We start from the raw sequence: 21,798 nt of genomic DNA on the forward strand, positions 1-21,798 counted from the left end.
TCAGCTCCCCGGCGCATGCAGCCGCACCGGCAGCGCGCGGAACGTCCTAAGGAACGCGGAGGGCTCCCGGGTCGGCGGCTCGGCCAATGCCAGCGTGGGGAAGCGCGCCTGGATCCGCGGCAGGCTCTCGGCCAACTGCACCCGGGCCAGTTGCGCACCGAGGCAGAAGTGGATGCCGTGGCCGAAGCTCAGCATGATCTTCCCGTCGCTCGACATGCCAGGACTGGTGCCGTAGAACCGCGCGGGATCGAAGCGGTCGGGATCGGCGAACGCGTCCGGGTCGCGATTGCCGGCCGCGATCAGGACGCGCACGTCCGCGTTCTTCGGAATCACCACGCCGCCCAGTTCGATGTCGCGCTGGGCGATACGCGGAATGGAGCTGAACATGGCGGGCGCGTCGCAGCGCAGGACTTCTTCCACGAATGCCTTCACCCCCACGGCGTCCCCCTGCAGCCAGTGTCGCTGTTCGGGATAGGCCAGCATCGCCAGGACCGCATGGTCGATGCTCGCAGCAGTGGTGGCGAAGCCGCCCAGCAGCATGCCCCACAGCATGCTGATCAACTCCGCATCCGACAGCGTGTCGGCATCGTCGTCGTGTGCGCCGACCAGCATCGACACGATGTCGTGGCGGGGATCGGTGCGCCTGCGCTGTATGAGGTCGCCGAAGTAGGCATGCACCTTGGCGCTGGCCTCGTCCGCCGCGGCGAGCTGGGGATCGCTGGCGCGCGGGCTTAGGCCTTCGAGAATGGCGCCGATTCCGGCGGCGAGCCCGAACACGTCATCCTGGGGCATGCCGAACAGTTCGGCGAAGACCAGCATGGGCAAGGCCAGCGCGAATTCCCCATGCAAATCCACCGCCTCCCCGCGCTCCAGCGCGGGCGCCATGCTGTCCAGGCGCGCTGCGACGATGCGCCCGATGCTCGGCCGCAGGTTGTCGATCTGGCGGATGGTGAAATCGCGCGAGATCAGCCGGCGCAGACGCGTATGCGTCGGGGGGTCCTTCATCGCTAGCGTGGACGCCAGCAGATTGAGCGACAGGCTGGTCGCCGCACGCGGGAAATAGCGCTCCAGTTCGCCCGGCGCCGGTCCCCGAAACGCATCGCCCGTGGCCTTGAGCACCCAGTAAATGTCGACGTGGCGGCTCAACAGAAAGAGGCCCGAGGCCGCGCGATGCACCGGATCGTGCTCGCGCAACCACCGCATGAACGGATACGGGTCGTGGATGCACGCTGGCGACGCCAGTTCGGCAAAGGCGTCCCGGCATGCTGCTGTGGTTTCTTGCACGTCCATCCTGGTTACCTGTTGGCTGGCTGATCAGACCGGCGCGCCAGGCGCCCCGGCAAATTGCGGAGAAGATCGCGATCCCCGGCGGCGTCCGCGCATCACCAGAGCACCGGGAACTCGTCGAACCCGCCCGTGATGATCTCCTTGCGCAACTTCAATTCTTCGGGCGCCACGGCCAGGCGTAGCGCGGGAAAGCGCCGGAAGATCGAACCGAACACCACCTTGAGTTCCAGCCTGGCCAGCGCCGCCCCGACGCAGTTGTGCGGCCCGTAGGAGAACGCCAGGTGCGGGTTTTCGTCGCGTCCAATGTCGAAGATTTCCGGGTCGTCGAAATAGCGCGGATCGAACGACGTCGCCGGCAGGCCTACCAGCACCTTGCTCTCCGCGGGAATATGCACGCCCGCGATGGTCACGTCGGTCCTCGGATAGCGCATGACGCCGTCCCAGCCCGCGCCCGGCGGGTACATGCGCAGGATTTCCTCCACCGCCTTGTCCACCAGGGACGGATCGCCGACCAGACGTTCGCGCTGTTGCGGATGGCGGAAAATGGCCAGCAAACCGAATTCGATCTGCGCGACAGTGCTCTCGTGCCCCGCCACCAGTATGCCCGCCGCCAGGCCGATCGCCTCTTCCTCGGTTGCCTTGCCCTGGTCGACCGCCGCGAGCAGATCCGTCAGCAGGTTGTCGCCCGGATCCTGGCGCTTGTCCCGCATCTTGCCGCGAATGTAGGCGCGCAGTTCTTCCCAGGCCAGGCGCGACGCGCTGCGCGGGCCGCTTTCATGCTGGTGCGTCATCACCTCGTCGGACAGCCCGGCGAAAAAGGCGTGATCCTCGTAGAGCACGCCCATCAGCGCGCTGATGACAATGGCCGGAAGCGGAAAGGAGAGGTGGCGCCGCAGGTCGGCGGGCTGGGGCTGGGCCGCCAGCGTCTCGAACAACTGCGCGGCGATCGCCTCGACCTGCTGCACGAGCAGCTTCACCCTGCGGTTGCTGAAGGCCGGCGCCACGATCGTGCGTAACCGGGCATGCTCCCCCCCCTCGTGCGAAACCAGCCACCCCGGCGAACCGAGAATCACGGAATCCGGGGTGAATGCCGCTGGCGGCATTCCCGAGGGTCGGAACGCCGCGTCGGACAGCACCGCCTTGGCCTCGTCGTAGCCTGTCACCCACCAGCCTTCATGCCCGGACGGGAAGCGCACGCGGTGGATCGGACCATTGGCGCATAGCGCCAACATCTCGGGCGAGGGCTCGATGTGATCGACGCGCCACATCGGCAGCGTCGGCAAGGGTTGTTCGGACATGGTGGCACTTCACTCTCTAAGCGATGGAAAGGGCGGAAGGTGACCGGCAGGCGCTGCGGCAGCGAATGACGTTGAAGACCAGGACACTGAGCTGCTTGAACGTATAGCAGACCAATACCCCTATGACCTTCAACCAAGATGACCGCTCTTCTTTACTATTGCTGTTAACCCGTCGTTGCGTGCTGTGCGGCGGTCCGAGAATGGTCGGCATTACTTTTGTTAGCCGTGCCGGACCTCAGACTTGCGGTGACCCTACCACTGTCAACGGCTGGCGGTCGTGAAGATCTTGTAAATTGATGTGAAGGATCTGTTGCAGCGTTTTGACTACCGGCGGTGTCGTACAGAGCGTCTCAACGAACGTCGGCGGCTTGCCCCGTTCAAGTGTGAGGTTGGGTGTGAGTCTGCCAGCGCCCAGGGCGACAGCACTTCAGCGACGGTGGTGGCATTTGGCGGTCGCCTCGATCATGCCTGCCGGAAAAACTCCCGGAGCTGGAACCGACCAGGAGGGTGACACCGGATAGACCGAGAACGATGCCCGCCCGGCCCGCTGATTACGTACTCTGTCAATGCGGCGAGTGCCATTAGGCCGGCTCTCGACGCGCCGAAGCGTTGAGGGCGGGATGCGGATTTGCGAAGTGCGGCTATTTTTTACCTTCGGTACTGGAGAGCGACCTAGGAGCCGCCTTGTTCATCTGAATCACTCGCTTAGGGCCTTGAGGATCGGCGTGGACCATAGGATCGGAATGAACCCGATGCCCGACCAAAGCATCACAGCATCCGAACTCCGATAATCCCGGCACATTTCAGGCCTTCTGCCAACACATCGTATCCCTCGCGCTCGGCCGGATGCCATCCGCGAAAGATACTCGGTGCTGTTCGTTGCCGCCCCGGCCTTGGTTGCCGCCCTCGCCAAGGCGCATCAGGAGGGCCGCTTCGAAGAGCGCCTGGCGTTCTATGCAAAGCCCAAGCTGCTGATCGTCGACGAACTCGGGTATTTGCCGTTCGACCCCAACGCGGCGCACCTGTTCTTCCAGCTCGTCTCCAGGCATTACGAGCGCGGCAGTCTGCTCATCACGTCGAACCGGTACGTCGGCGAATGGGGCGAGGTATTCGGCGATCCGGTCGTGGCCACAGCCATCCTCGACCGGTTGCTCCATCACAGCCATGTCATCACGATCCGCGGCGACAGCTACCGCCTGCGCGAGAAGCGCCGTGCCGGTATCTTCAACTCAGCCAACCTCAACCTGGAGAAGGCTCATGACGCACGATAGCCGACAGATTTGCGCCCCGGCGTGCCGGCACCCCGGAGCCCACAGGTACCTCCCGCGCTCCGCTCCGCCAGCCGCGTGGAGGCGCTCCGCTACGCGCGGGTCCCTCCTGTGGACGCCGGGACCGAGCCACAGTCCATCAACCAAGGGGGGCAGTTTTAAGTGTCGCCGAGGGGTCAGTTCCGGATGTCGCTTGATAGCTTCTTCACGCGGCAATCCTTCCTCGTGAGCCGATGCTATTGTGCGACTTTCGCAGACCGGGTGGATATATCACCTAAGACAGCACGGAGAAGCGTTCCAATTTCCTGTTCGGCGAGCCCCGGTGCAATTCCTAATACGGACAGCTGGACGAGAATTGTCTTCACGGTGCTGCGCCAGAAGGCATTGGCCTCCTCCCCGTTCTTCCGGACGATGTCTTCGACCAATTTCCGCCGACGATGCAGCGGAAACGCGCATATGTTTGAGTCACCCATCGATCACCTCACGCCTCCAGTCTCGCGTCAAGCATTGGAGTGTTAAAAAATTTCGTTAACGGCGCTTTTTTTGGACAAGCGCTACCTCCAAACTCATTTCCACGAAGCGGCAGGCAGCCGGGCCCCTCGCCCGCAGCAGCGAACTGCTTGTCAACCATCAACAGCGTGCCCACTCTTCAACCCACCCAACCCGTCAAATCCTCAGTGCAGAGGTACTGGGCGGGCGGTGCCGGGCCGAAGTTGGTTCGGATCAGGCGAAACGCGAACATCGTTGCTGATGCAAAGGCCTACTATGGGAGCATCTGCCAGTCATGCCATTTCCACTTCGAGGATTTCTACGGCGAACACGGCAAGGATTACATCGAATGCCACCGCGTTGACCCGCTCTCCGGCCGGGACGGAAAGGGCGAGGTTACGACCATCGAGGATCTGGCAACGCTGTGCTCCAATTGCCACCGGATGGTGCACCGGACAAAGCAGTGCCTCACCATCGAAGAGCTTAACGCCATTATCGCGGGAGCAGCGTAGGCATTTGTTGCCCCTTACCTTAGCTCGCCCCGCGCGACCGGCTTTTTTATGACGAGGAAGTAGCCAGAGTCGGCACCTGTGGGTTGGAGCGCAGGGCCATGCAAGTTTCAATCCGGCGTCCCGAAGGGCACGAGGTTCAAAAGCAGCATATGCACTGCCGTATGTAACCGCACCAGCTGCGATGCCCGCCAGAATAATCAGATGCAGCGGTGCTCGAGGTGTCGTGTATCCAACCGTAAGGACGGCAAGAAAGGACCATGCAAACCCTGCCAGAAGAGGCTAAAGTTGCCCGTCCCTATCCTGAGGTCGCATCCGTCCGGAGATAAATGCCGCCCGTCTCGCACTGGCCCGTTATCAGCTAAAGCAGACGAGGCATCAGGACGATGGGAAATCGGAAATGGCGGGAATAGGCGTGTCTTTCAGCTCGTTCATGGCTTCGCCATTTTTCACAGCGCAGTCATACTCCAAGTGTGCGACCTTTTGCATGACACTCCGGCTTGACGGAGATCCGTCCCGGAATAACTGCTTCCTAGGCTTCAGTGCCGAAGATGGACGGTCCGCTGTCGGCGCCTAGCTACCCGTTTTTTTCAGCTTGCCGGTCCGAGGCGGTGCGGGCACCTGGTGATCCGCGCGGCAGCGGCATGTCAGGGATCGGCCTGCTAGCCTACCGGCTCAAGCGGCTTCTTTCCCTTGAAATCGTATCGCCCTGACGTCATCGTCGATGCCGAGCGAAACATCCCTGGCCTGATCACCCACCGACCTGCTGGCGGCGGCAGGGCGCGTGCAGACCGCAGGCACAGGGCTGTCAGCGGCATAAAGGTAATCCGGATTCAATCGGGGTGCCCTTTTTTGCACACAGATACAGTCGCGATGAGAGCCGGCCAAGTCGTCGCGGTCTGGGCGGCCGTCGCCCAAATGAGCCTCGTACACCGGGCTCGGGCCCTTAGACTGGTGCCGGGCCTGCGCCAAACGCTTCGGGGCCGACGCGTCAACCGCGCGCAGGGAAGGCACGGCGCTCTGGACTGCCACCTCGTCCGTAGAAACCAAGTCTGGCAAGACGTGTGAACCGGCCATGAGGTACTCGTCGTAATCCGTGCGGCCATCTCGCCCCAATGGATCCGAGCAAGCCGCGAAACTTTGAAGGACCAAGGCGACCCCTGCTGCCAGCTAGAAGACCGACTAGGGCTGAGGGTGCCCATCGCATCATACGAGGGGCAGTGAAGCTTGGCCCTTGCCATGCGGCCAACAGCGCCGTTTTTCCCATTGACGCGAAAACATCAGAACAAAGTACCTTATCTCTACAGATTTTATAGAATATCGTTTGGCTTGAGTTTGGTTGCTGGCCTAGCGCCCATGCAAAGTGTGGAGATTGATGACTTGGCACGGCTATCGGTTCTCGGAATATCGGGCGGCGTAAACACACCATCCCGCACCACCGCGGTGGTGAACGCGCTGGTCAAGGCGGTCGCGTTGCGCGTGCCGGCCGACACTGGTCTGATCGAGATCACCGAGGCGGCACCCTCGCTTTTCGCCGGGCTATCCCGCGACGCACTCGGTGCATCCGGAGAAGCGATCATCCAGCGTGTCGAGAAGGCCGACCTGCTCGTGGTCGGAACGCCTGTCTATCGGGCTTCCTACACCGGCGCCCTCAAACACCTGTTCGATCTCGTTGATTATCGTGCGCTGACCGGCAAGACCGTGCTGCTCGCGGCGACCGGTGGCAGCCCATACCATGGCCTGGTGCTCGAACATCAGCTCCGGCCATTGTTCGGCTTTTTCGGTGCCGTCACCGTCCCGACCGGCGTCTACGGCGCGCCCGACGATTTCATCGAAGGCGAGATCGCCGGTGCGGCCATCATCGAGCGCATTTCAAGGGCCGCTAGCGAAGCGGTGTCCTTGCTCAATTCCAGTCATGCGAACGATGCCGTCGCCACGCGCGTCGGCTGAATCAATCAAAAAAGGGAACAACGACATGGCCTCGCATTCCGACAGCCTCAAATTCGCCTACTGGGTTCCGAATGTCTCGGGCGGACTGGTCATCTCCAACATCGAGCAGCGGACCGGCTGGGATATCGAGTACAACCGTAAACTCGCCCAGATCGCCGAGGCCAATGGCTTCGATTACGCGCTGAGCCAGATACGCTTCACCGCCGGCTACGGCGCCGACAACCAGCACGAATCGGTGTCGTTCAGCCATGCCTTGCTTGCCGCCACCACAACGCTGAAGGTCATCGCGGCGATCCTGCCCGGCCCGTGGAATCCTGCGCTGGCGGCCAAGCAGATCGCTACCATCAGCCACCTGACTAATGGCCGCGTCGCCGTCAATGTCGTCAGCGGCTGGTTCCGCGGCGAGTTCGCCGCCATTGGTGAACTCTGGCTCGACCATGACGAGCGCTATCGCCGGTCGGAGGAATTTATCCGAGCGCTGCGTGGCATCTGGACCGAGGACAGTTTCACGCTGAAGGGCGATTTCTACCGCTTCACCAACTATTCGATGAAGCCGAAGCCGATCGAGCCCTTGCCCGAGATTTTTCAGGGCGGCTCGTCGCGCGCCGCGCGCGACATGGCGTCTCGTGTCTCCGACTGGTATTTCACCAACGGCAACACGCCGGAGGAGATCCGGAAGCAGGTCGACGACATCCGCGCCAAGGCGAAGGCCAATGGCCACAAGGTCAAGATCGGCGTCAATGCCTTCGCCATCGCTCGCGAGACCGAGGCAGAGGCGCGCGCAGTGCTCGACGAGATCATCGCCAAGGCCAATCCCGAGGCAGTCCAGGGTTTTGCCGATCAGGTCAAGAATGCCGGCAAGGCCTCGCCGGAAGGAGAAGGCAATTGGGCGAAATCCTCCTTCGAGGATCTCGTGCAATACAATGACGGCTTCCGCAGCAATCTCATCGGCACGCCGGAACAGATCGCTGAACGCATCCTAAAGCTCAAGGATGCCGGCGCCGACCTGATCCTGCTCGGCTTCCTGCATTTCCAGGAAGAGGTCGAGTTCTTCGGCAAGCGCGTCATTCCACTGGTGCGCGAACTGGAAGAGGCTCGCGACAGGGAACTTGTCGCCGCGGAATAGGTCAGGCGCGGCCGCTCGGGCCGCTGCCAGCTCTCCTTCAAATCAGGGACGTTTCATGATTGGTGCTTCGCTGGGAGCCGCCGCATACGAGCGCGCGCCCGAAATTTCCGCCATCCTCGCGGTGACTAACCTCGTCGGCGACAGGCGTCCGGCATGCCTCTCGTTACGGCCGGATGCGGTTCTCGCATTGAGCGGGATCGGCATTTCCTTTGGCGGCGTCAAGGCGCTGAGCGACATTGATCTCGAGGTCAAAGGCGGTGAGATCCGCGCGGTGATCGGCCCCAACGGCGCCGGCAAATCTTCGCTGATCAACATCATCAGCGGCCTCTATCATGCCGACCACGGCACAATTGCGATCGGCGGCCAGTCCTTCTCCCGGGTGCCGGCGAGTCGTCTGGCGCGACTGGGCGTTGCACGAACCTTCCAGAACCTGGCACTGTTCGGCGGTCTCTCCGTGCGCGACAACGTCGCGTCCGGCCGCGTCTACACCAGGCGCGCCAGCTTCGTCGAACACATTGCCAGTCTGCCACGCGCCCGGCGTGAAGATGCGGGAATCGCCGAAAAGGTCGACCAGGTAATCGCCTTCCTGCATCTTGAGGCCGTCGCCGACCGCCTGGTCACGACGCTGCCCTACGGCCTGCAGAAGCGGGTCGAACTGGCCCGCGCCCTGGTCGCCGAGCCCAAGATCCTGCTGCTCGACGAGCCGATGGCCGGTATGACGGCGACCGAGAAAGCCGAGATGGCCGGGTTTGTGCGCGCCGCGCGCGACCGACACGGCGTCACCATCATCCTGATCGAGCACGATATCGGCGTGGTCATGGGACTCTCCGACCGGGTCGCCGTGCTCGACTACGGCCGCAAGATCGCAGACGGGACGCCGGCCGAGGTCAGGGCCGATCCGGCAGTGATCCGGGCCTATATCGGCACCGCCGTGGGCGAGAATGGCGAGGACATCTGATGAGCTACTATGATTTCCTCTTCGTCATCGAAGTGCTGCTCGGCGGCCTGCTCTCTGGTGTCATGTATTCGCTTGTCGCCATCGGTTTCGTGCTGATCTACAAGACGTCGGGCGTGCTGAACTTCGCGCAAGGGTCGATGGTGCTGTTCGCAGCGCTCACCTTTGTCAGCCTCGTCGAACGCGGCATCCCCTTCGCGCTTTCGCTGCTCATCACCTTCGCGGTCATGGTCGCGCTGGGCTTCACCATCGAGCGGTCTGTGCTGAGGCCGCTGGTCAATCGCTCGCCGATGACGCTGTTCATGGCCACACTCGGCCTGTCCTACATCATCGAGGGCGCTGCCCAGCTGATGTGGGGCACGCAGGTGCACGGGCTCGATCTCGGCATAGACGACACGCCCTTCGAGGTCGTCGGCATCCTGATCTCGTCGTTTGACCTTCTCGCCGCAGGCATTGCGGCGGCGATCGTGGCGGGCTTGAGCGCATTCTTCTACTGGACCCGGATCGGGCTGGCATTTCGCGCCGTCGCCGACGACCAGTTTGCAGCACTTGCCGTCGGGCTGCGGCTGCCCCGGATATGGGGAACGGTGTGGACGGCCGCGGGGTTCGTGGCGCTTGTCGCAGGGCTGCTGTGGGGCGCCCGTCTCGGTATCCAGTTCTCGCTGTCGCTGATCGTGCTGAAGGCGCTGCCGGTGCTGGTGCTTGGTGGCTTCGATTCCATTCTCGGCGCCATCGTCGGCGGCCTCATCATCGGCGCCAGCGAAAAACTCGCTGAGGTCTATCTCGGCCCCTTCGTCGGCGGCGGCATCGAAGGCTGGTTCGCCTATGCGCTGGCCCTAGTGGTCCTGCTGGTGCGCCCATCCGGCCTGTTTGGCCAGAAAACCGTCGAAAGGGTTTGACCGATGGCCGTGCAAGCGCTCGATGCCGAAAGGCCTCCAATCGACTGGCAGAGATTAGCTCTGCCGGCCGTGCTGATCGTCGTCGGCTACGGCCTGATCCCCGCCTATGCGTCGAGCTATCTCGTCGAGGCAATCCTGCTGCCGTTCCTGGCGCTCAGCCTGGCGGCGGTCGGCCTCAACCTCTTGACCGGCTACTGTGGCCAGCTTTCGCTTGGCTCCTCCGCCTTCATGGCTGTCGGCGCTTTCGCCGCCTATAATTTCAACCTGCGGGTCGAAGGACTACCTCTGGCGGCAACTATGATTCTGGCCGGGCTTTCGGCCGCCGGAATCGGCGTCGCGTTCGGCTTGCCGAGCCTGCGACTGCGCGGCTTCTATCTCGCCGTCTCGACACTCGCCGCCCAGTTCTTCGTGCAATGGGCGTTGACCAAGTTCGGCTGGTTCTCCAACTACAATCCGTCCGGGGTTATTTCCGCGCCGCGCCTTACCGTCGCGGGATTTTCGCTCGATGGCGCGACCGGCCGCTACCTGCTTTCGGTCACCACGGTCATCGTGCTCACCGCTCTTGTCTGGCGGCTGGTCAACAGCGCCACTGGCCGCAACTTCATTGCCGTGCGCGACAATGAAACGGCGGCGCGCGTCATCGGCGTGCCGGTGCTGCGAACCAAGCTGCTGGCTTTCGCCATCTCGTCCTTCATTATCGGCGTCGCGGGTGTGCTGTGGGCCTTCACCTACCTGCGCACCGTAGAGCCGGCCGGCTTCAACCTCGACCGCTCTTTCCAGATCCTGTTCATCATCATCGTCGGCGGACTGGCTTCGAAGCGCGGTGCGTTTCTGGGCGCGGCCTTCATCGTCGTCTTCCCGCTTCTTCTGTCCCGGATCGGCGCCTTCGCGTTTGGCGGCCTGTTCGATTCGGGCGTGCTCGACATGAGCCAGCGCATCGTGCTCGGCGCACTCATCATCATCTTCCTCATCGCGGAACCGAACGGGCTGTCGGCCCTCTTCGGCCGCCTGAAACGACGGATCGGCTCAAGGTCCAGCTGAGCGCCGCTCGACATCCTCTCACGGACCCACACCTCAGGAGACGCAACTCATGACCTTCTTCAGTCATCTCAAGAAAGCCGCGATCGCCACGGCCTTCGTGCTCGGCGCGACGGCTGTCCACGCCGACGAACAGTATTTCCCCCTGCAGAGCTATCGCGTCGGCCCCTATGCCGCCGGCGGCACCGGCTTCTTCGGCGGCTTCATCGACTACCTCAACCTGATCAACATCCGCGACGGTGGCGTCAACGGCGTCAAGCTGACCTGGAGCGAAGGCGAGACCCAGTATGAGGTCGAGAAGGGCGTCGAGGTCTACGAACGATTGAAGAGCAATCCGGGTATCGCCGCCTGGAACCCGCTTTCGGTCGGCATCGCCTACGCCATGATCGACCGCATCACTGACGACAAGGTGCCGCTGATCACCATCAACCACGGCCGCACCGACACCACGGACGGGCGCGTGTTCCCTTACGTCTTCCCGCTGCTGCTCAATCCCTACAGCGAGACTTCCGGCATCGTGAACTACATCGCTTCCAAGGAAGGCAGCCTGGACAAGCTCAAGGGCAAGAAGATCGTGGTGCTCTATCACGGCTCGCCCTACGGCAAGGAGACGATCCCGATCTACGAGCTGCTGGCGCAGAAATACGGCTTCGAACTGTCGCAGATCGAGGTTCCGCATCCGGGCAACGAGCAGCAGGCACAATGGCTGACGATCCGTCGCGAGCGTCCCGACTATGTGGTGCTGCGCGGCTGGGGCGTGATGAACCCCGTAGCGTTGAAGACTGCGCAGAAGACCGGGTTCCCAGCCGATCACATTGTCGGCAATGTCTGGTCGAATTCCGAAGAGGACGTGATCCCCGCGGGCGATGCCGCCAAGGGCTATACGGCCATCACCACCCAGGCCTCGGGCGAGCAGTATCCGGTGGTCCAAGAGATCGTCAAAACGGTCTACGGCGACGGCAAAGGCAATCTCGAGGACAAGAGCCGCATCGGCTTGGTCTACCACAATCTCGGCATCGTCAACGGTATCCTCAATGTCGAGGCGGTCCGCATCGCACAGGCCAAGTTCGGTACCCGCACGCTGACCGGAGACGAAGTCCGCTGGGGCTTCGAGCATCTCAAGCTCGATCCGGCGCGCGTCGAGGCGCTCGGCGCCAAGGACCTATTCCACTCGATCAATGTCTCCTGGGACAATCACGAGGGTGACGGCTACGTGACCTTCCAGCAGTGGAACGGCAAGAAGTGGAACGTCGTGTCCGACTGGATCGCGCCCGACTGGAAGCTGCTGCGCCCGATCATCGAGAAGTCGTCCGAGGCTTATGCCAGCGAGAAGGGCATCAAGATCCGCACGGCCGAAGACGCCGAAGCGGTGGTCAGCAACTGAGTTTGCCATGGCGCGGCCGACAATCTGGCCGGCCGCGCCATCCAGCTTCCCAGCGGAGTCATCGATGTCTAGCCCGGAAAACCCGATCCTGTCAGTTGCCAGCGTGGAAGCCGTCTATAATGGCGCCATCGCCGCCCTGCATGGCGTCGACCTGACGGTCGGCAAAGGTCAGATCGTCGCGTTGCTCGGCTCCAACGGCGCCGGCAAGACGACGCTGCTGCGAGCGGTGTCCAATCTCCTCCCGGCCGAGCGCGGCACTGTTAGCGCCGGTCGGATCACCTTCGATGGCGAGGATGTTTCAAGGACAAGCCCCTCGCAACTCGTCCGCAGCGGCCTCGTCCAGGTCCTCGAGGGCCGGCATTGCTTCCGTTCGCTGACGGTCGAAGAGAACCTCTTCACCGGCGCGCTCGGACGCTCGTCCTCTCGCACCGGCGTCAAGGCCGACCTCGATCGTGTCTATTCACTTTTCCCAAGGCTCGCCGAGAAGCGGCGAACCCGGTCCGGCCTCACTTCCGGGGGCGAGCAGCAGATGACGGCGATCGGCCGGGGCCTGATGTCGCGGCCGAAGCTCTTTGTTCTGGACGAGCCGTCGATGGGGCTCGCGCCGCTAATCGTCGACGAGATCTTCAGCGCCCTGAAACGGCTAAACCGCGACGAAGGCCTTTCGATCCTCGTTGCCGAACAGAATTCGGCGGTCGCGCTGAAATACGCCGACCGCGCCACCGTGCTCGAGAACGGCGTCAGCGTCCTCGAAGGATCGGCTGCCGACCTGCGCCAGCGCACTGACATCAAGACCTACTATCTCGGCGGCTCGCCGCTTCCATCCGACCATTTCCCCAAGGAGACCGCAGCATGACCATCCAATCGAAGCAGCCGTCCGATATCCGCAGCGCCGTGCCACCGGTCGAGCGTCCGTCAGCCAAGGCGCATGTTATCAGGACCGACGCCGAGGCGATCGCTGTCGCCGAAAAACTGGCCGCGGAATTCGCCAAGGATGCCTCCAAGCGGGACCGTGAACGCCTCTGGCCGAAGCGAGAGCTCGATGCGTTTTCGCAGAGCGGCCTGTGGTCGATCAACGTGCCGAAAGCCTATGGCGGGCCGGAGCTCTCCTATATGACGCTGTCGAAAGTGATCACCATCATCTCGGCGGCCGATCCGTCGCTGGGCCAGATTCCGCAGAACCATCTCGGCGTCGTCGCCGCCATCCGCACCGTCTCCGACGAGGCCCAGAAGAAGCTGCTTTTCGCCGAGGTGTTGTCCGGCACCCGCTTCGGCAACGCGTTCTCCGAGTTCGGCTCGAAGCGGGCGGCCGACTTCGAAACCAAGTTCGTCGACGCCGGTGACCATGTCGTCGTCAATGGTCAGAAATTCTATTCGAGCGGCGCGCTACTCGCGCACCTGGTCCCGATCGTGGCGCTCGATGACGAGGGCCGCGCCTGGTATGCCATCGCCGATCGCGGCGCGCCCGGACTGACGGTCATCGACGACTGGTCGAGCTTCGGCCAGAAGACGACGTTGTCCGGCACGGTCTTGCTCGACAATGTCAAGGTGCCGAAGACGCATCTGGTTCCCGGCTATAAGGGTTACGACCGGCCGACGGCCGACGGAGCCATCTTCCAGATCATCCAGGCCGCCGTCGATCTCGGCATCGCCAAGGCGGCGATCGACGAGACGGTCGATTTCGTGCGTACCAAGTCGCGCGCCTGGATAGACAGCGGCGTCGATCATGCCTGGCAGGATCCTTATACGATCCAGGCGATCGGCGACCTTCGTCTGCGCGCCAATGCGGCAGAGGCAGTTCTGGAAAAGGCCGGGCTTGCCGTCGATCGCGCTGTCGCCGACCCGAATGAGAAGACCGTCGCTGAAGCGCAGATCGCTGTGGCGGAATCCAAGATCCTCACCACCGAGATCGCCATCAATGCCACCAACAAGCTGTTCGAGCTCGCCGGCACGCGCTCGACGCTGGCCGAGCACAATCTCGACCGGCATTGGCGCAACGCCCGCACCCACACGCTGCACGATCCGGTGCGCTGGAAATACGCGATCCTGGGCAACTACTACCTCAACGACGTCAATCCGCCGCTCCATGCCTGGAGCTGAGCAAGGCGCGCCAAGTCACAGAGGACTATTCATGAGCATTGCCACTCCCGACAGGATCAAGGTCCTGTGGTTTCTTCCGACCCATGGCGACAGCCGCTATCTCGGCACCTCCGAGGGGGGCAGGGCGGTCGACTTGCCCTACCTCACCCAGGTCGCCAAGGCCGCTGATGCCATCGGCTACTATGGCGCGCTGCTGCCGACCGGACGCAGTTGCGAGGACAGCTGGGTCGTGGCGTCGGCTCTGGCGCCGCTGACGCAGCGGCTTCGCTTTCTTGTCGCCGTCCGGCCGGGCCTGCAATCTCCGACGCTCGCCGCGCGCATGACCTCGACGCTCGACCGCATTTCCAGCGGACGCCTGCTAATCAATGTTGTCACCGGCGGCGACCCGGTCGAGAACAAGGGCGACGGCATCTTCCTCAGCCATGACGAGCGCTATGAGGTGACGCGGGAATTCCTCGACATCTACAAGGCCGTGCTGCGCGGCGAAACCGTCGCTTTCAAAGGCAAGCATTTCCGGATCGAGGATGGCCGGCTGCTGTTTCCGCCCGTGCAGACGCCACATCCGCCGCTCTATTTCGGCGGCTCATCAGAGGCGGCCAACGCGGTCGCCGCCGAACAGATCGACAAGTATCTGACTTGGGGCGAACCGCCGGCCGACGTCGCCGCAAAGGTTGACCATGTGCGCGGCCTTGCCGAGAAGGCGGGACGAGCGGTGAGTTTTGGAATCCGATTGCATGTCATCGTCCGCGAAACCAATGACGAGGCATGGGCCGATGCCGACCGGCTGATCAGCCGCCTCGACGATAGGACGATCGCCGAGGCGCAGAAGGTTTTCGCGCGCATGGATTCCGTCGGCCAGTCGCGCATGAGTCGCCTGCATGGCGGTCGTCGCGACAAGCTGGAAATCAGTCCGAACTTGTGGGCCGGCGTCGGCTTGGTTCGCGGCGGCGCCGGCACCGCCCTGGTCGGCGATGCGGCCACGCTGGCGGAACGGATCGACGAATACCGGCGTATCGGCATCGATACCTTCATCCTCTCCGGTTATCCGCATCTGGAGGAAGCCTATCGTTTTGGCGAACTGGTGCTACCGCTATTGCCGCTCGATCATGAAATCTCGACCCGACCGACGGCCGTGAACATGGGGCCTTTTGGCGAAACGGTGGCCGGCGACCATCGACCGTCGGCGCTGCGCGCGAGTCAATCTTGAGCGCCAGAGAATCGGGCAGAGGGCCGGTCGTAGTCATCATCGGCGGCGGCTTCTCCGGTGCGGCGACTGCGTTTCATCTTGCGCGGCTTCTGCCCGCCGGAGCTGCCGATATCGTGGTCGTCGAGCCCAGAGAGGGGCTCGGCTATGGCCTGGCCTATTCGACGCCCGATCCTTCACACCGCATCAATGTGCCGGCGTCGAGGATGACGCTGATCTCCGGCCAGGACAGCCACTTTGCCGACTGGCTGGAGCAAACTGGCGCCATTGCGGACGATCCCGAGGCCATTGCCGCCAATGGAGCGCTCTACCCGCAGCGTCGCGTTTTCGGGCGCTACGTGCAATCCCATCTTCAGCCCTTTCTGTTCGGTAAAACGATCCGCCATGTCAGATCCGCGGTTGCGTCAGCCGAGCTCAGTGGCGAGGGCTACCATCTGATCCTCGCTGATGGAGGAACGCTCGCAGCGGACGCGCTGGTGATTGCGACGACGCATCCGCCACCGGCCTTGCCATTGCCGCTGCAGTCCGTGATTGGCGCAGTCGGGCTTGTGGCCAATCCCTATGATCTCGAAAGGCTGGAAGCGATCGGACGTGATGACCATGTGCTTGTCGTTGGCACTGGACTGACGTCGGCGGATGTCATCGCAACGCTCGACCGCAATGGCCATCGCGGTCGCATCACAGCACTTTCGCGCCATGGCTACCGGTCGCGAGGCCATGCGGCTATGCATGCCGATCCGATCGGCGACTTCACCGGCCTGCCGGCACGCAGCGCCACCGTGCTTCTCAGGCGTATCCGGTCGACCATCGCAACCGCCGCGCAGCAGGGCGAAGGCTGGCACCCGGTGCTCGACGCTGTCCGGCGACAAGGGCAAATCATCTGGCAGGCCCTGCCGCTCGCGGAGCAACGCCGCGTCGTGCGCCATTTGCGCGCGCTGTGGGATGTGCATCGCTTCCGCATAGCGCCACAGATCGCGGCCGTGCTCGATCGCCGGGTTGCCGAAGGCACGCTCGCCTATCGCGCCGCATCGATTGCCGCCGCCGAGCAAGTCGACGGGCGCATTCGCGCCACGCTGCGGCCAAGGCGCCAGCCCACCCAGACCATCGAGACGTTCGACAGGGTGATCGTCACAACCGGGCCGGCGCATGCCGATATTTTCCGGACCAACACCGCGATAGCCGCTCTCGGGCGAATGGGACTGGTCCGGCTGGACCCGATTGGTCTTGGCTTGGCGACCGACAGCCAAGGCCGTGCGGTCGGGACATCCGGCCGACCGATCGACAGCATTTTCGTCAGCGGGCCTCTGGCGCGCGGCAGCGTTGGCGAACTGATGGGAATTCCCGAAGTCACCGCCCATGCCGAGCGCATCGCCGGCGAAATTCACCAATGGCTCGGATACCAGACAGCGTTGCGTCGCAAGGCGTCGTGAGCTGCAAACGGTGAGGCTATCCAGATGACACTGACGGAACGCATTGCGAAGGTGGAATGCGCATTCGAGTTGACAAATAGGCCACTGGTCGCGTGCCGCTCCTGGCGCTTTCTGCATTGTCGCCTGGTACGACGAGCTTTACGTTTGTGACGGCTGCGGCGGGTCAGCTTAAAACTCCGTCCAGATCCTCTCGACCTTTGAGGTGCCGATCTCCACCAGACTTCGCCCCGGCTGTCCGCCTTGACGCCAGCCGCAATGATGACAGCGACCCGAGACGATCAGCCCGCCACGGCGGAGCTTCAGGTAAGTGGGTCGAGAAAAAATTGGGCGGGAATACGCCTACAACGAGGCTGCTGGCCTTGTGCCGCAGGAGGTAAAGAATCTGCCGCCGCAGCCCGGTGCGGGTCGTCGGACGTCGGATAATCTGAGAGCACCCTTAGGCGGCGAGCTTGGCTGCGCGTGCCTTCACTACTGTCGGCGTTTACCAACTCCAATCTGATCTCAGGGTGAGTGACGCGCTTGAAAATTTGCCCAATAAGCCTGCGTCCGGAATTTTGGCGATGATATTCACCAAATGCGATGAGCTGCAATTTCTAGCTAGCAACGGCCGCGCTAGGGGCGGGCCTCCAGCACCAAGTTGAACGGCGTCTCCGCGGCACGACGGAATCGCTTGAAGCCGCCACCGGTTACCACTTTGCGCAGCCTCGCCTCGCCTGCCTGGGCGCCAAGCCCGAGCCCGACCTCCTGTGACACGGACGCAGGCGTGCACAGGAACGTGGAAGCGGCATAGTAGACGCGTCCGACGGGATTGAGGTTCGCCGCTAGATGATCATGCGCGAACGGCTCGACGATCATCCACGTGCCATCCGGCTTGAGCGACCCATGGACATGGGTGGCGGCGCCCACCGGGTCGCCCATGTCGTGAAGGCAGTCGAAAAAAGCGACGAGGTCATAGGTGCCGGGATAGGTCTTGGCGGCCGCGACCTCGAAGCGCGTGTTGGCGCCGACGCCGGCTTCCTCGGCGGCCTTGCGGGCGCGCTCGATCGAAGGGGCGTGATAGTCGAAGCCGACGAAGCGCGAATTGGGGAAAGCACGCGCCATGAGCACGGTCGATGCGCCATGACCGCATCCGACATCCGCGACGTCCACGCCGCGTTCGAGCTTCTCGACGACGCCCTCCAAGGCCGGCAGCCAGGAGTCGATCAGATTGGCATTGTAGCCTGGACGGAAGAACCGTTCCGTACCGCGAAACAGGCACGCGCTATGATCGTGCCACGCGACGCCCTTGCCGGACTGGAATGCCTGCCTCACCTTTTCTTCATCGAGCCACAGCGCGGACAAGAACTCGAATGCGCCAGCCATGAAGGCCGGGCTATCTTCATCGGCGAACACCAGCTCCTGCTCGGCGTTGAGATAGAACTGGTCGTTGGCTTCATCGTAGTCGACGTAGCCCGCAGCCGCCTGCCCGGAAAGCCATTCCCTTACAAGGCGTTCCTGGGTGCCGGTGCGTGTCGAAAGTTCGGCGGCCGTCATCTTGCCGCCTTCGCGCAATGCCTTGAACAGGCCGAGTCTGTCTCCCAGCACGACTCCCGCGCCCGTAGCGATCGCACCGAGATCGCCGACCATTTTCCCCAAGAATGCATCCAACTTTTCCTGACTGGCTTCAGACATCGGAAATCTCCTTGTGGGCGCGATGTTGCCGACCTTGCACCACACGGGCGACGACCGGCGCAGGTGATCGGGGATGACGACCACCGTCGTGGAGTAGCAAATCCGTCACTTTGCCCTCCTCGGTAACGGGCGGAGCCGGAGCGGTCGTCACCAGGGCAAGCGCGGTCGCAGCAGGTATCCTGGGCAGCCCGTCAGACATCGATGGCTCCGGTTGTGGTGACCGGCAATAAGCAAGTTCGAGGCGAAATGATTGTTCCGCGGCGGCTGGATGTTGTGGTGAGGTGCGCTACAACCTTCTTCTTGGTCGGTCACGTGTTTGCGGATGATCGTGCATGTCCTGTGCCAAATGAGAAAACCATTTAAACGCAATCCCGAGATCTGACTCTATATCCGAAATTGTCGGAAATTGCACAGCGCCGAACGCGAAGCGCTCGGGCTCATGACGATACTTGCGCGTGCTGCTTCGGAGGCGGATATTGATGCGCCTCGAACCGGCCGCGAGGCTTCCTGCCATCTAAGGCGCCAAATCAACTGAACGCCCATATCCGTCGGCCGCTCGGTCGAACACAAATGGTGTCGAATTAATCCGCGGTGGTGAAATGTGGTTAAGATCATCAGCGATTTACCAGGCCCGTCTCAAGCGCACGCGAAATGCTGCGGAAAAATTGATGTGATCTGGGATGAAGATCGATAGATTGCGTACCAAACTCGTCGAGCGTCTCCAAAGACGGTAGAGGACCAAATGATGATGATTAGTGTTGCGCAACAACGGAAATTGGTTGTAGACCCTCACGTCGCTCCGTTTGCTATTTTTATCAGGAGCGCCGTCGCAGATTTCATTATGGGTGCACAATGTAAAAAACAACGCGCCCGTTTGATAAGATCAAAGTCGACTCAGTCTCTTGTCCGCGCGGTGGATACCAGCGACGAGGCGGCTGACTTTTTGCGTGCAGTCTTTGGCTCGCTCGGCGTCTCAAGCTCCCGGTTCTTGCAGAGAGCGTCGAAACGGAAGCGGAATTTGACTTTTCTTCGGGAGGAAGCGTTTGATGCGATGCAGGCCATCCTCGGCCGACCTTGCCCGAATTCCGAGTTCGGTCAGCATACAAGTGGCATGGGCAGGACGGCCGCTCCAGACGGCTGGGCAACCACGAACTGCGCCTAGTCAAGAACAGCGCGGCCTAGCGCGGAAGTGGGTCGCAGGGTCGGGGGATCTCGCGATGCGTTCGCAGATAGTGCAGTGTTCTGCAAGTCAACAGCTCCTACGTCGAGATGGCAGCGCCTCACGGCAGCGCGGGTTCTGCCGGCCGGCCGTATCGACCGCCGCTGCCTCCGCTAGATCGAGCGGCGTAGCGCTCCCATGAAGAACCTGGCCCATAGCGCATCCCTTGATTCGGAGGACAAGGATGCCCCATCAAAATCTGGGATCAAACACCTAGCCAGCGAAGATCGTGTTCGTCATCCCCGCGGTTCGGGCGCAGGTGCACCCGCCGCTGGCGCTCATCTGATGCGCGCTTCGCCCTGCGGACAGCAGACAGCGAAGCCGCCATGGCCGCGAAAATCTCGCAATGTCGGCTCGATCCAGGTCCCGCCCGCCTTTGCGAGGTGATCCGTGTAGGTGCCCGCCGTGGATCATGCAATCCATCCCCTGACCGCATCATTGCCATCGTCCTACTTCAGCCGGACGAGCCTCCCGACGCCGGATCGAATAAGACGGTACTCTCTGAAGAACAGTCTCTTTTAGAGAGCGTGACAGTCTGCGCCGTGTTACCGAGTTTCAGCCTTTGCCATCGGCTCCTGCCCGCCCTGCCGCGCACGCGGCATATCTACCCCTGCTCGCATCGCCTCATTTCACGCGGGAAAGAATGTCGTCAACGTCCATCCTGTGCGGCAAACGTCGGCAGCGACCGCTTCCAGGGGCTCCGCGAAATCGGCTTTCGCTCCCATCAGTCTGCTCGATACGCTCGTCAACCTCGAGAAGCGGCAGATCACATACGAGACCACGCTGGATCTCATGCGCGGCAACCTGAGCACGTCGGCTTCTATATGGTCGGCGGGGGCAGGGGGGCCGTCAGGCGCTCCGCGAGGAGGGCAAAGGTCAGGACCTCGTCGCGATTGTGAATGAAATCACGCCGGAGTCGCGGTCGGCGCTGCCGGATCACATCATCGATGGCGGCCGCCACGCCACTGCGCCAGCTTTGCCAAGAGCTGATTACGCTGATGGCCCGGGCCATCAGCACCGGCACCGCGGAAACGCCGAAGCAGACTTTTCTGCCGTTCGATATCATCTGCCGGAGATATATGAAACTGATGGAATTCTATCATCAGCGCCGAGTTTCCTTTCGCAAATGAAAGAAAGCTCGATTGACTCTCCTGCCCCATTCCGGTCTCCTGAATCAACGTGCGGTTGCGGCGTGCAGAAGCCAGTCGACGATCACGATTCATGAAAGGAAAGCCATGCGTCAGCCATCGCCCCGCTGTGCACTCGACCACGTCGCGGCCCCCCGACTTACGGCCAGGGCGTTTTTCGCGCTTGCCCGTGACCAGGTGACCGACCTCAAGATCCGCAACCAAGCGGCGCATCCGGCCTTCAACGCCGCCGACAAGAACGTGCCCGGGGCGTCCGACATCATTGGCGACAGCCGGGCGCTGCGCGGGCTGCTTGAGAAGGTCGCGTTAGTAGCCAGGTCCAACAGCACCGTTTTGCTGCGCGGCGAATCCGGGACCGGCAAGGAGCTGGTCGCCAAGGCCGTTCACGAGCTGTCGGGGCGCGCCAAGCGGCCGTTCATCAAGCTCAATTGCGCAGCGCTCCCCGAGACAGTCCTGGAATCCGAGCTGTTCGGTCACGAAAAGGGTGCCTTTACCAGTGCATTCAACTCGCGGAAGGGGCGCTTTGAGCTCGCCGACAGACGCCGCGCCAGATTGGGTACACGCTGAGGAAATACGGCATCAAGATCAAGCGTCCTTGAAAGGACGACCGAGGCAAATATCAGGGACAAATCAAGCGTCGGTGGTTTTGGCGGAGTCTTGGCCCGATGACGAGTGGATGCGGACCTGAGCGTCGGCGCCAATTCGACCCGGGAGGATAGCCCGCCCGACCTCACGGGGTCACTGGCTGACAAAGGCGGTGTGAACGCACCGTCGGTCGGCCATGTGCTCTCGACCATCAGTTCATCCGGATTCCCTCTGCGAC

At 62.5% G+C, this 21,798-nt stretch carries 17 protein-coding genes and 2 pseudogenes; 13 read left to right on the forward strand and 6 right to left on the reverse strand.

What is annotated here, in order from left to right:
• Nucleotides 1-1,290, reverse strand: a complete 1,290-nt coding sequence (locus AC0L2V_RS17880; protein WP_473520746.1) for a cytochrome P450 — start codon at nt 1,288-1,290, stop codon at nt 1-3.
• 92 nt (nt 1,291-1,382) lie between these two features.
• Nucleotides 1,383-2,585, reverse strand: coding sequence for a cytochrome P450 (locus AC0L2V_RS17885; RefSeq protein WP_473520747.1), 1,203 nt, complete (start codon nt 2,583-2,585; stop codon nt 1,383-1,385).
• Between the two features lie 818 nt (nt 2,586-3,403).
• On the opposite strand from AC0L2V_RS17885, the pseudogene AC0L2V_RS17890 reads away from it, so the two are divergent.
• Nucleotides 3,404-3,856, forward strand: a pseudogene (locus AC0L2V_RS17890) (ATP-binding protein); the annotation flags it as partial.
• Nucleotides 3,857-4,089: 233 nt separating this feature from the next.
• On the opposite strand, the gene AC0L2V_RS17895 reads toward AC0L2V_RS17890, so the two are convergent.
• On the reverse strand, nt 4,090-4,326 hold the full coding sequence (locus AC0L2V_RS17895; RefSeq protein WP_473520748.1) for a DUF6074 family protein: 237 nt from the start codon (nt 4,324-4,326) through the stop codon (nt 4,090-4,092).
• A 147-nt stretch (nt 4,327-4,473) separates the two neighbouring features.
• Here AC0L2V_RS17895 and AC0L2V_RS17900 point away from each other — a divergent pair, with 147 nt between their 5' ends.
• From AC0L2V_RS17900 to AC0L2V_RS17950, 11 genes are all read left to right on the forward strand, one after another.
• Nucleotides 4,474-4,854, forward strand: coding sequence for an HNH endonuclease (locus AC0L2V_RS17900; protein WP_473520749.1), 381 nt, complete (start codon nt 4,474-4,476; stop codon nt 4,852-4,854).
• 1,377 nt (nt 4,855-6,231) lie between these two features.
• Nucleotides 6,232-6,801 carry an FMN reductase gene (gene msuE / locus AC0L2V_RS17905; RefSeq protein WP_473520750.1) on the forward strand — a complete coding sequence of 190 codons (570 nt, stop codon included), beginning with the start codon at nt 6,232-6,234 and terminating at the stop codon, nt 6,799-6,801.
• 25 nt (nt 6,802-6,826) lie between these two features.
• Nucleotides 6,827-7,927 (forward strand): dimethylsulfone monooxygenase SfnG, encoded by a 1,101-nt coding sequence (gene sfnG / locus AC0L2V_RS17910; RefSeq protein ID WP_473520751.1) that lies wholly within the window; start codon nt 6,827-6,829, stop codon nt 7,925-7,927.
• Nucleotides 7,928-7,982: 55 nt separating this feature from the next.
• Entirely contained in the window at nt 7,983-8,885 is a 903-nt protein-coding gene (locus AC0L2V_RS17915) for an ABC transporter ATP-binding protein (RefSeq protein WP_473520752.1), read from the forward strand.
• Complete coding sequence (locus AC0L2V_RS17920) at nt 8,885-9,781, forward strand: branched-chain amino acid ABC transporter permease (protein WP_473520753.1); 897 nt, start codon at nt 8,885-8,887, stop codon at nt 9,779-9,781. Before AC0L2V_RS17915 ends, AC0L2V_RS17920 begins: the two co-directional genes overlap by 1 nt.
• Before the next feature lie 3 nt (nt 9,782-9,784).
• Nucleotides 9,785-10,822 (forward strand): branched-chain amino acid ABC transporter permease, encoded by a 1,038-nt coding sequence (locus AC0L2V_RS17925; RefSeq protein WP_473520754.1) that lies wholly within the window; start codon nt 9,785-9,787, stop codon nt 10,820-10,822.
• Between the two features lie 49 nt (nt 10,823-10,871).
• A complete protein-coding gene (locus AC0L2V_RS17930) occupies nt 10,872-12,203 on the forward strand; it encodes an ABC transporter substrate-binding protein (protein ID WP_473520755.1) in 1,332 nt (443 codons plus the stop codon).
• A gap of 64 nt (nt 12,204-12,267) precedes the next feature.
• On the forward strand, nt 12,268-13,059 hold the full coding sequence (locus AC0L2V_RS17935; protein WP_473520756.1) for an ABC transporter ATP-binding protein: 792 nt from the start codon (nt 12,268-12,270) through the stop codon (nt 13,057-13,059).
• Nucleotides 13,056-14,303 carry an SfnB family sulfur acquisition oxidoreductase gene (locus tag AC0L2V_RS17940; RefSeq protein WP_473520757.1) on the forward strand — a complete coding sequence of 416 codons (1,248 nt, stop codon included), beginning with the start codon at nt 13,056-13,058 and terminating at the stop codon, nt 14,301-14,303. Before AC0L2V_RS17935 ends, AC0L2V_RS17940 begins: the two co-directional genes overlap by 4 nt.
• Nucleotides 14,304-14,334: 31 nt before the next feature.
• Nucleotides 14,335-15,510, forward strand: a complete 1,176-nt coding sequence (gene ssuD / locus AC0L2V_RS17945) for an FMNH2-dependent alkanesulfonate monooxygenase (protein ID WP_473520758.1) — start codon at nt 14,335-14,337, stop codon at nt 15,508-15,510.
• Complete coding sequence (locus AC0L2V_RS17950; protein ID WP_473520759.1) at nt 15,507-16,937, forward strand: FAD/NAD(P)-binding protein; 1,431 nt, start codon at nt 15,507-15,509, stop codon at nt 16,935-16,937. Before ssuD ends, AC0L2V_RS17950 begins: the two co-directional genes overlap by 4 nt.
• Nucleotides 16,938-17,549: 612 nt before the next feature.
• On the opposite strand, the gene AC0L2V_RS17955 is transcribed toward AC0L2V_RS17950, so the two are convergent.
• The 3 genes from AC0L2V_RS17955 to AC0L2V_RS17965 form a co-directional block, all read right to left on the reverse strand.
• Nucleotides 17,550-18,608, reverse strand: coding sequence for a class I SAM-dependent methyltransferase (locus AC0L2V_RS17955; protein ID WP_473520760.1), 1,059 nt, complete (start codon nt 18,606-18,608; stop codon nt 17,550-17,552).
• Nucleotides 18,601-18,807, reverse strand: a complete 207-nt coding sequence (locus tag AC0L2V_RS17960; RefSeq protein ID WP_473520761.1) for a hypothetical protein — start codon at nt 18,805-18,807, stop codon at nt 18,601-18,603. Before AC0L2V_RS17960 ends, AC0L2V_RS17955 begins: the two co-directional genes overlap by 8 nt.
• Nucleotides 18,808-20,768: 1,961 nt before the next feature.
• Entirely contained in the window at nt 20,769-21,179 is a 411-nt protein-coding gene (locus AC0L2V_RS17965) for a hypothetical protein (protein WP_473520762.1), read from the reverse strand.
• A 54-nt stretch (nt 21,180-21,233) separates the two neighbouring features.
• On the opposite strand from AC0L2V_RS17965, the pseudogene AC0L2V_RS17970 reads away from it, so the two are divergent.
• Nucleotides 21,234-21,515: pseudogene (locus tag AC0L2V_RS17970) on the forward strand (sigma 54-interacting transcriptional regulator); the annotation flags it as partial.
• Between the last annotated feature and the right edge of the window lie 283 nt (nt 21,516-21,798).

The organism is Mesorhizobium sp. WSM4814 (assembly GCF_055811595.1).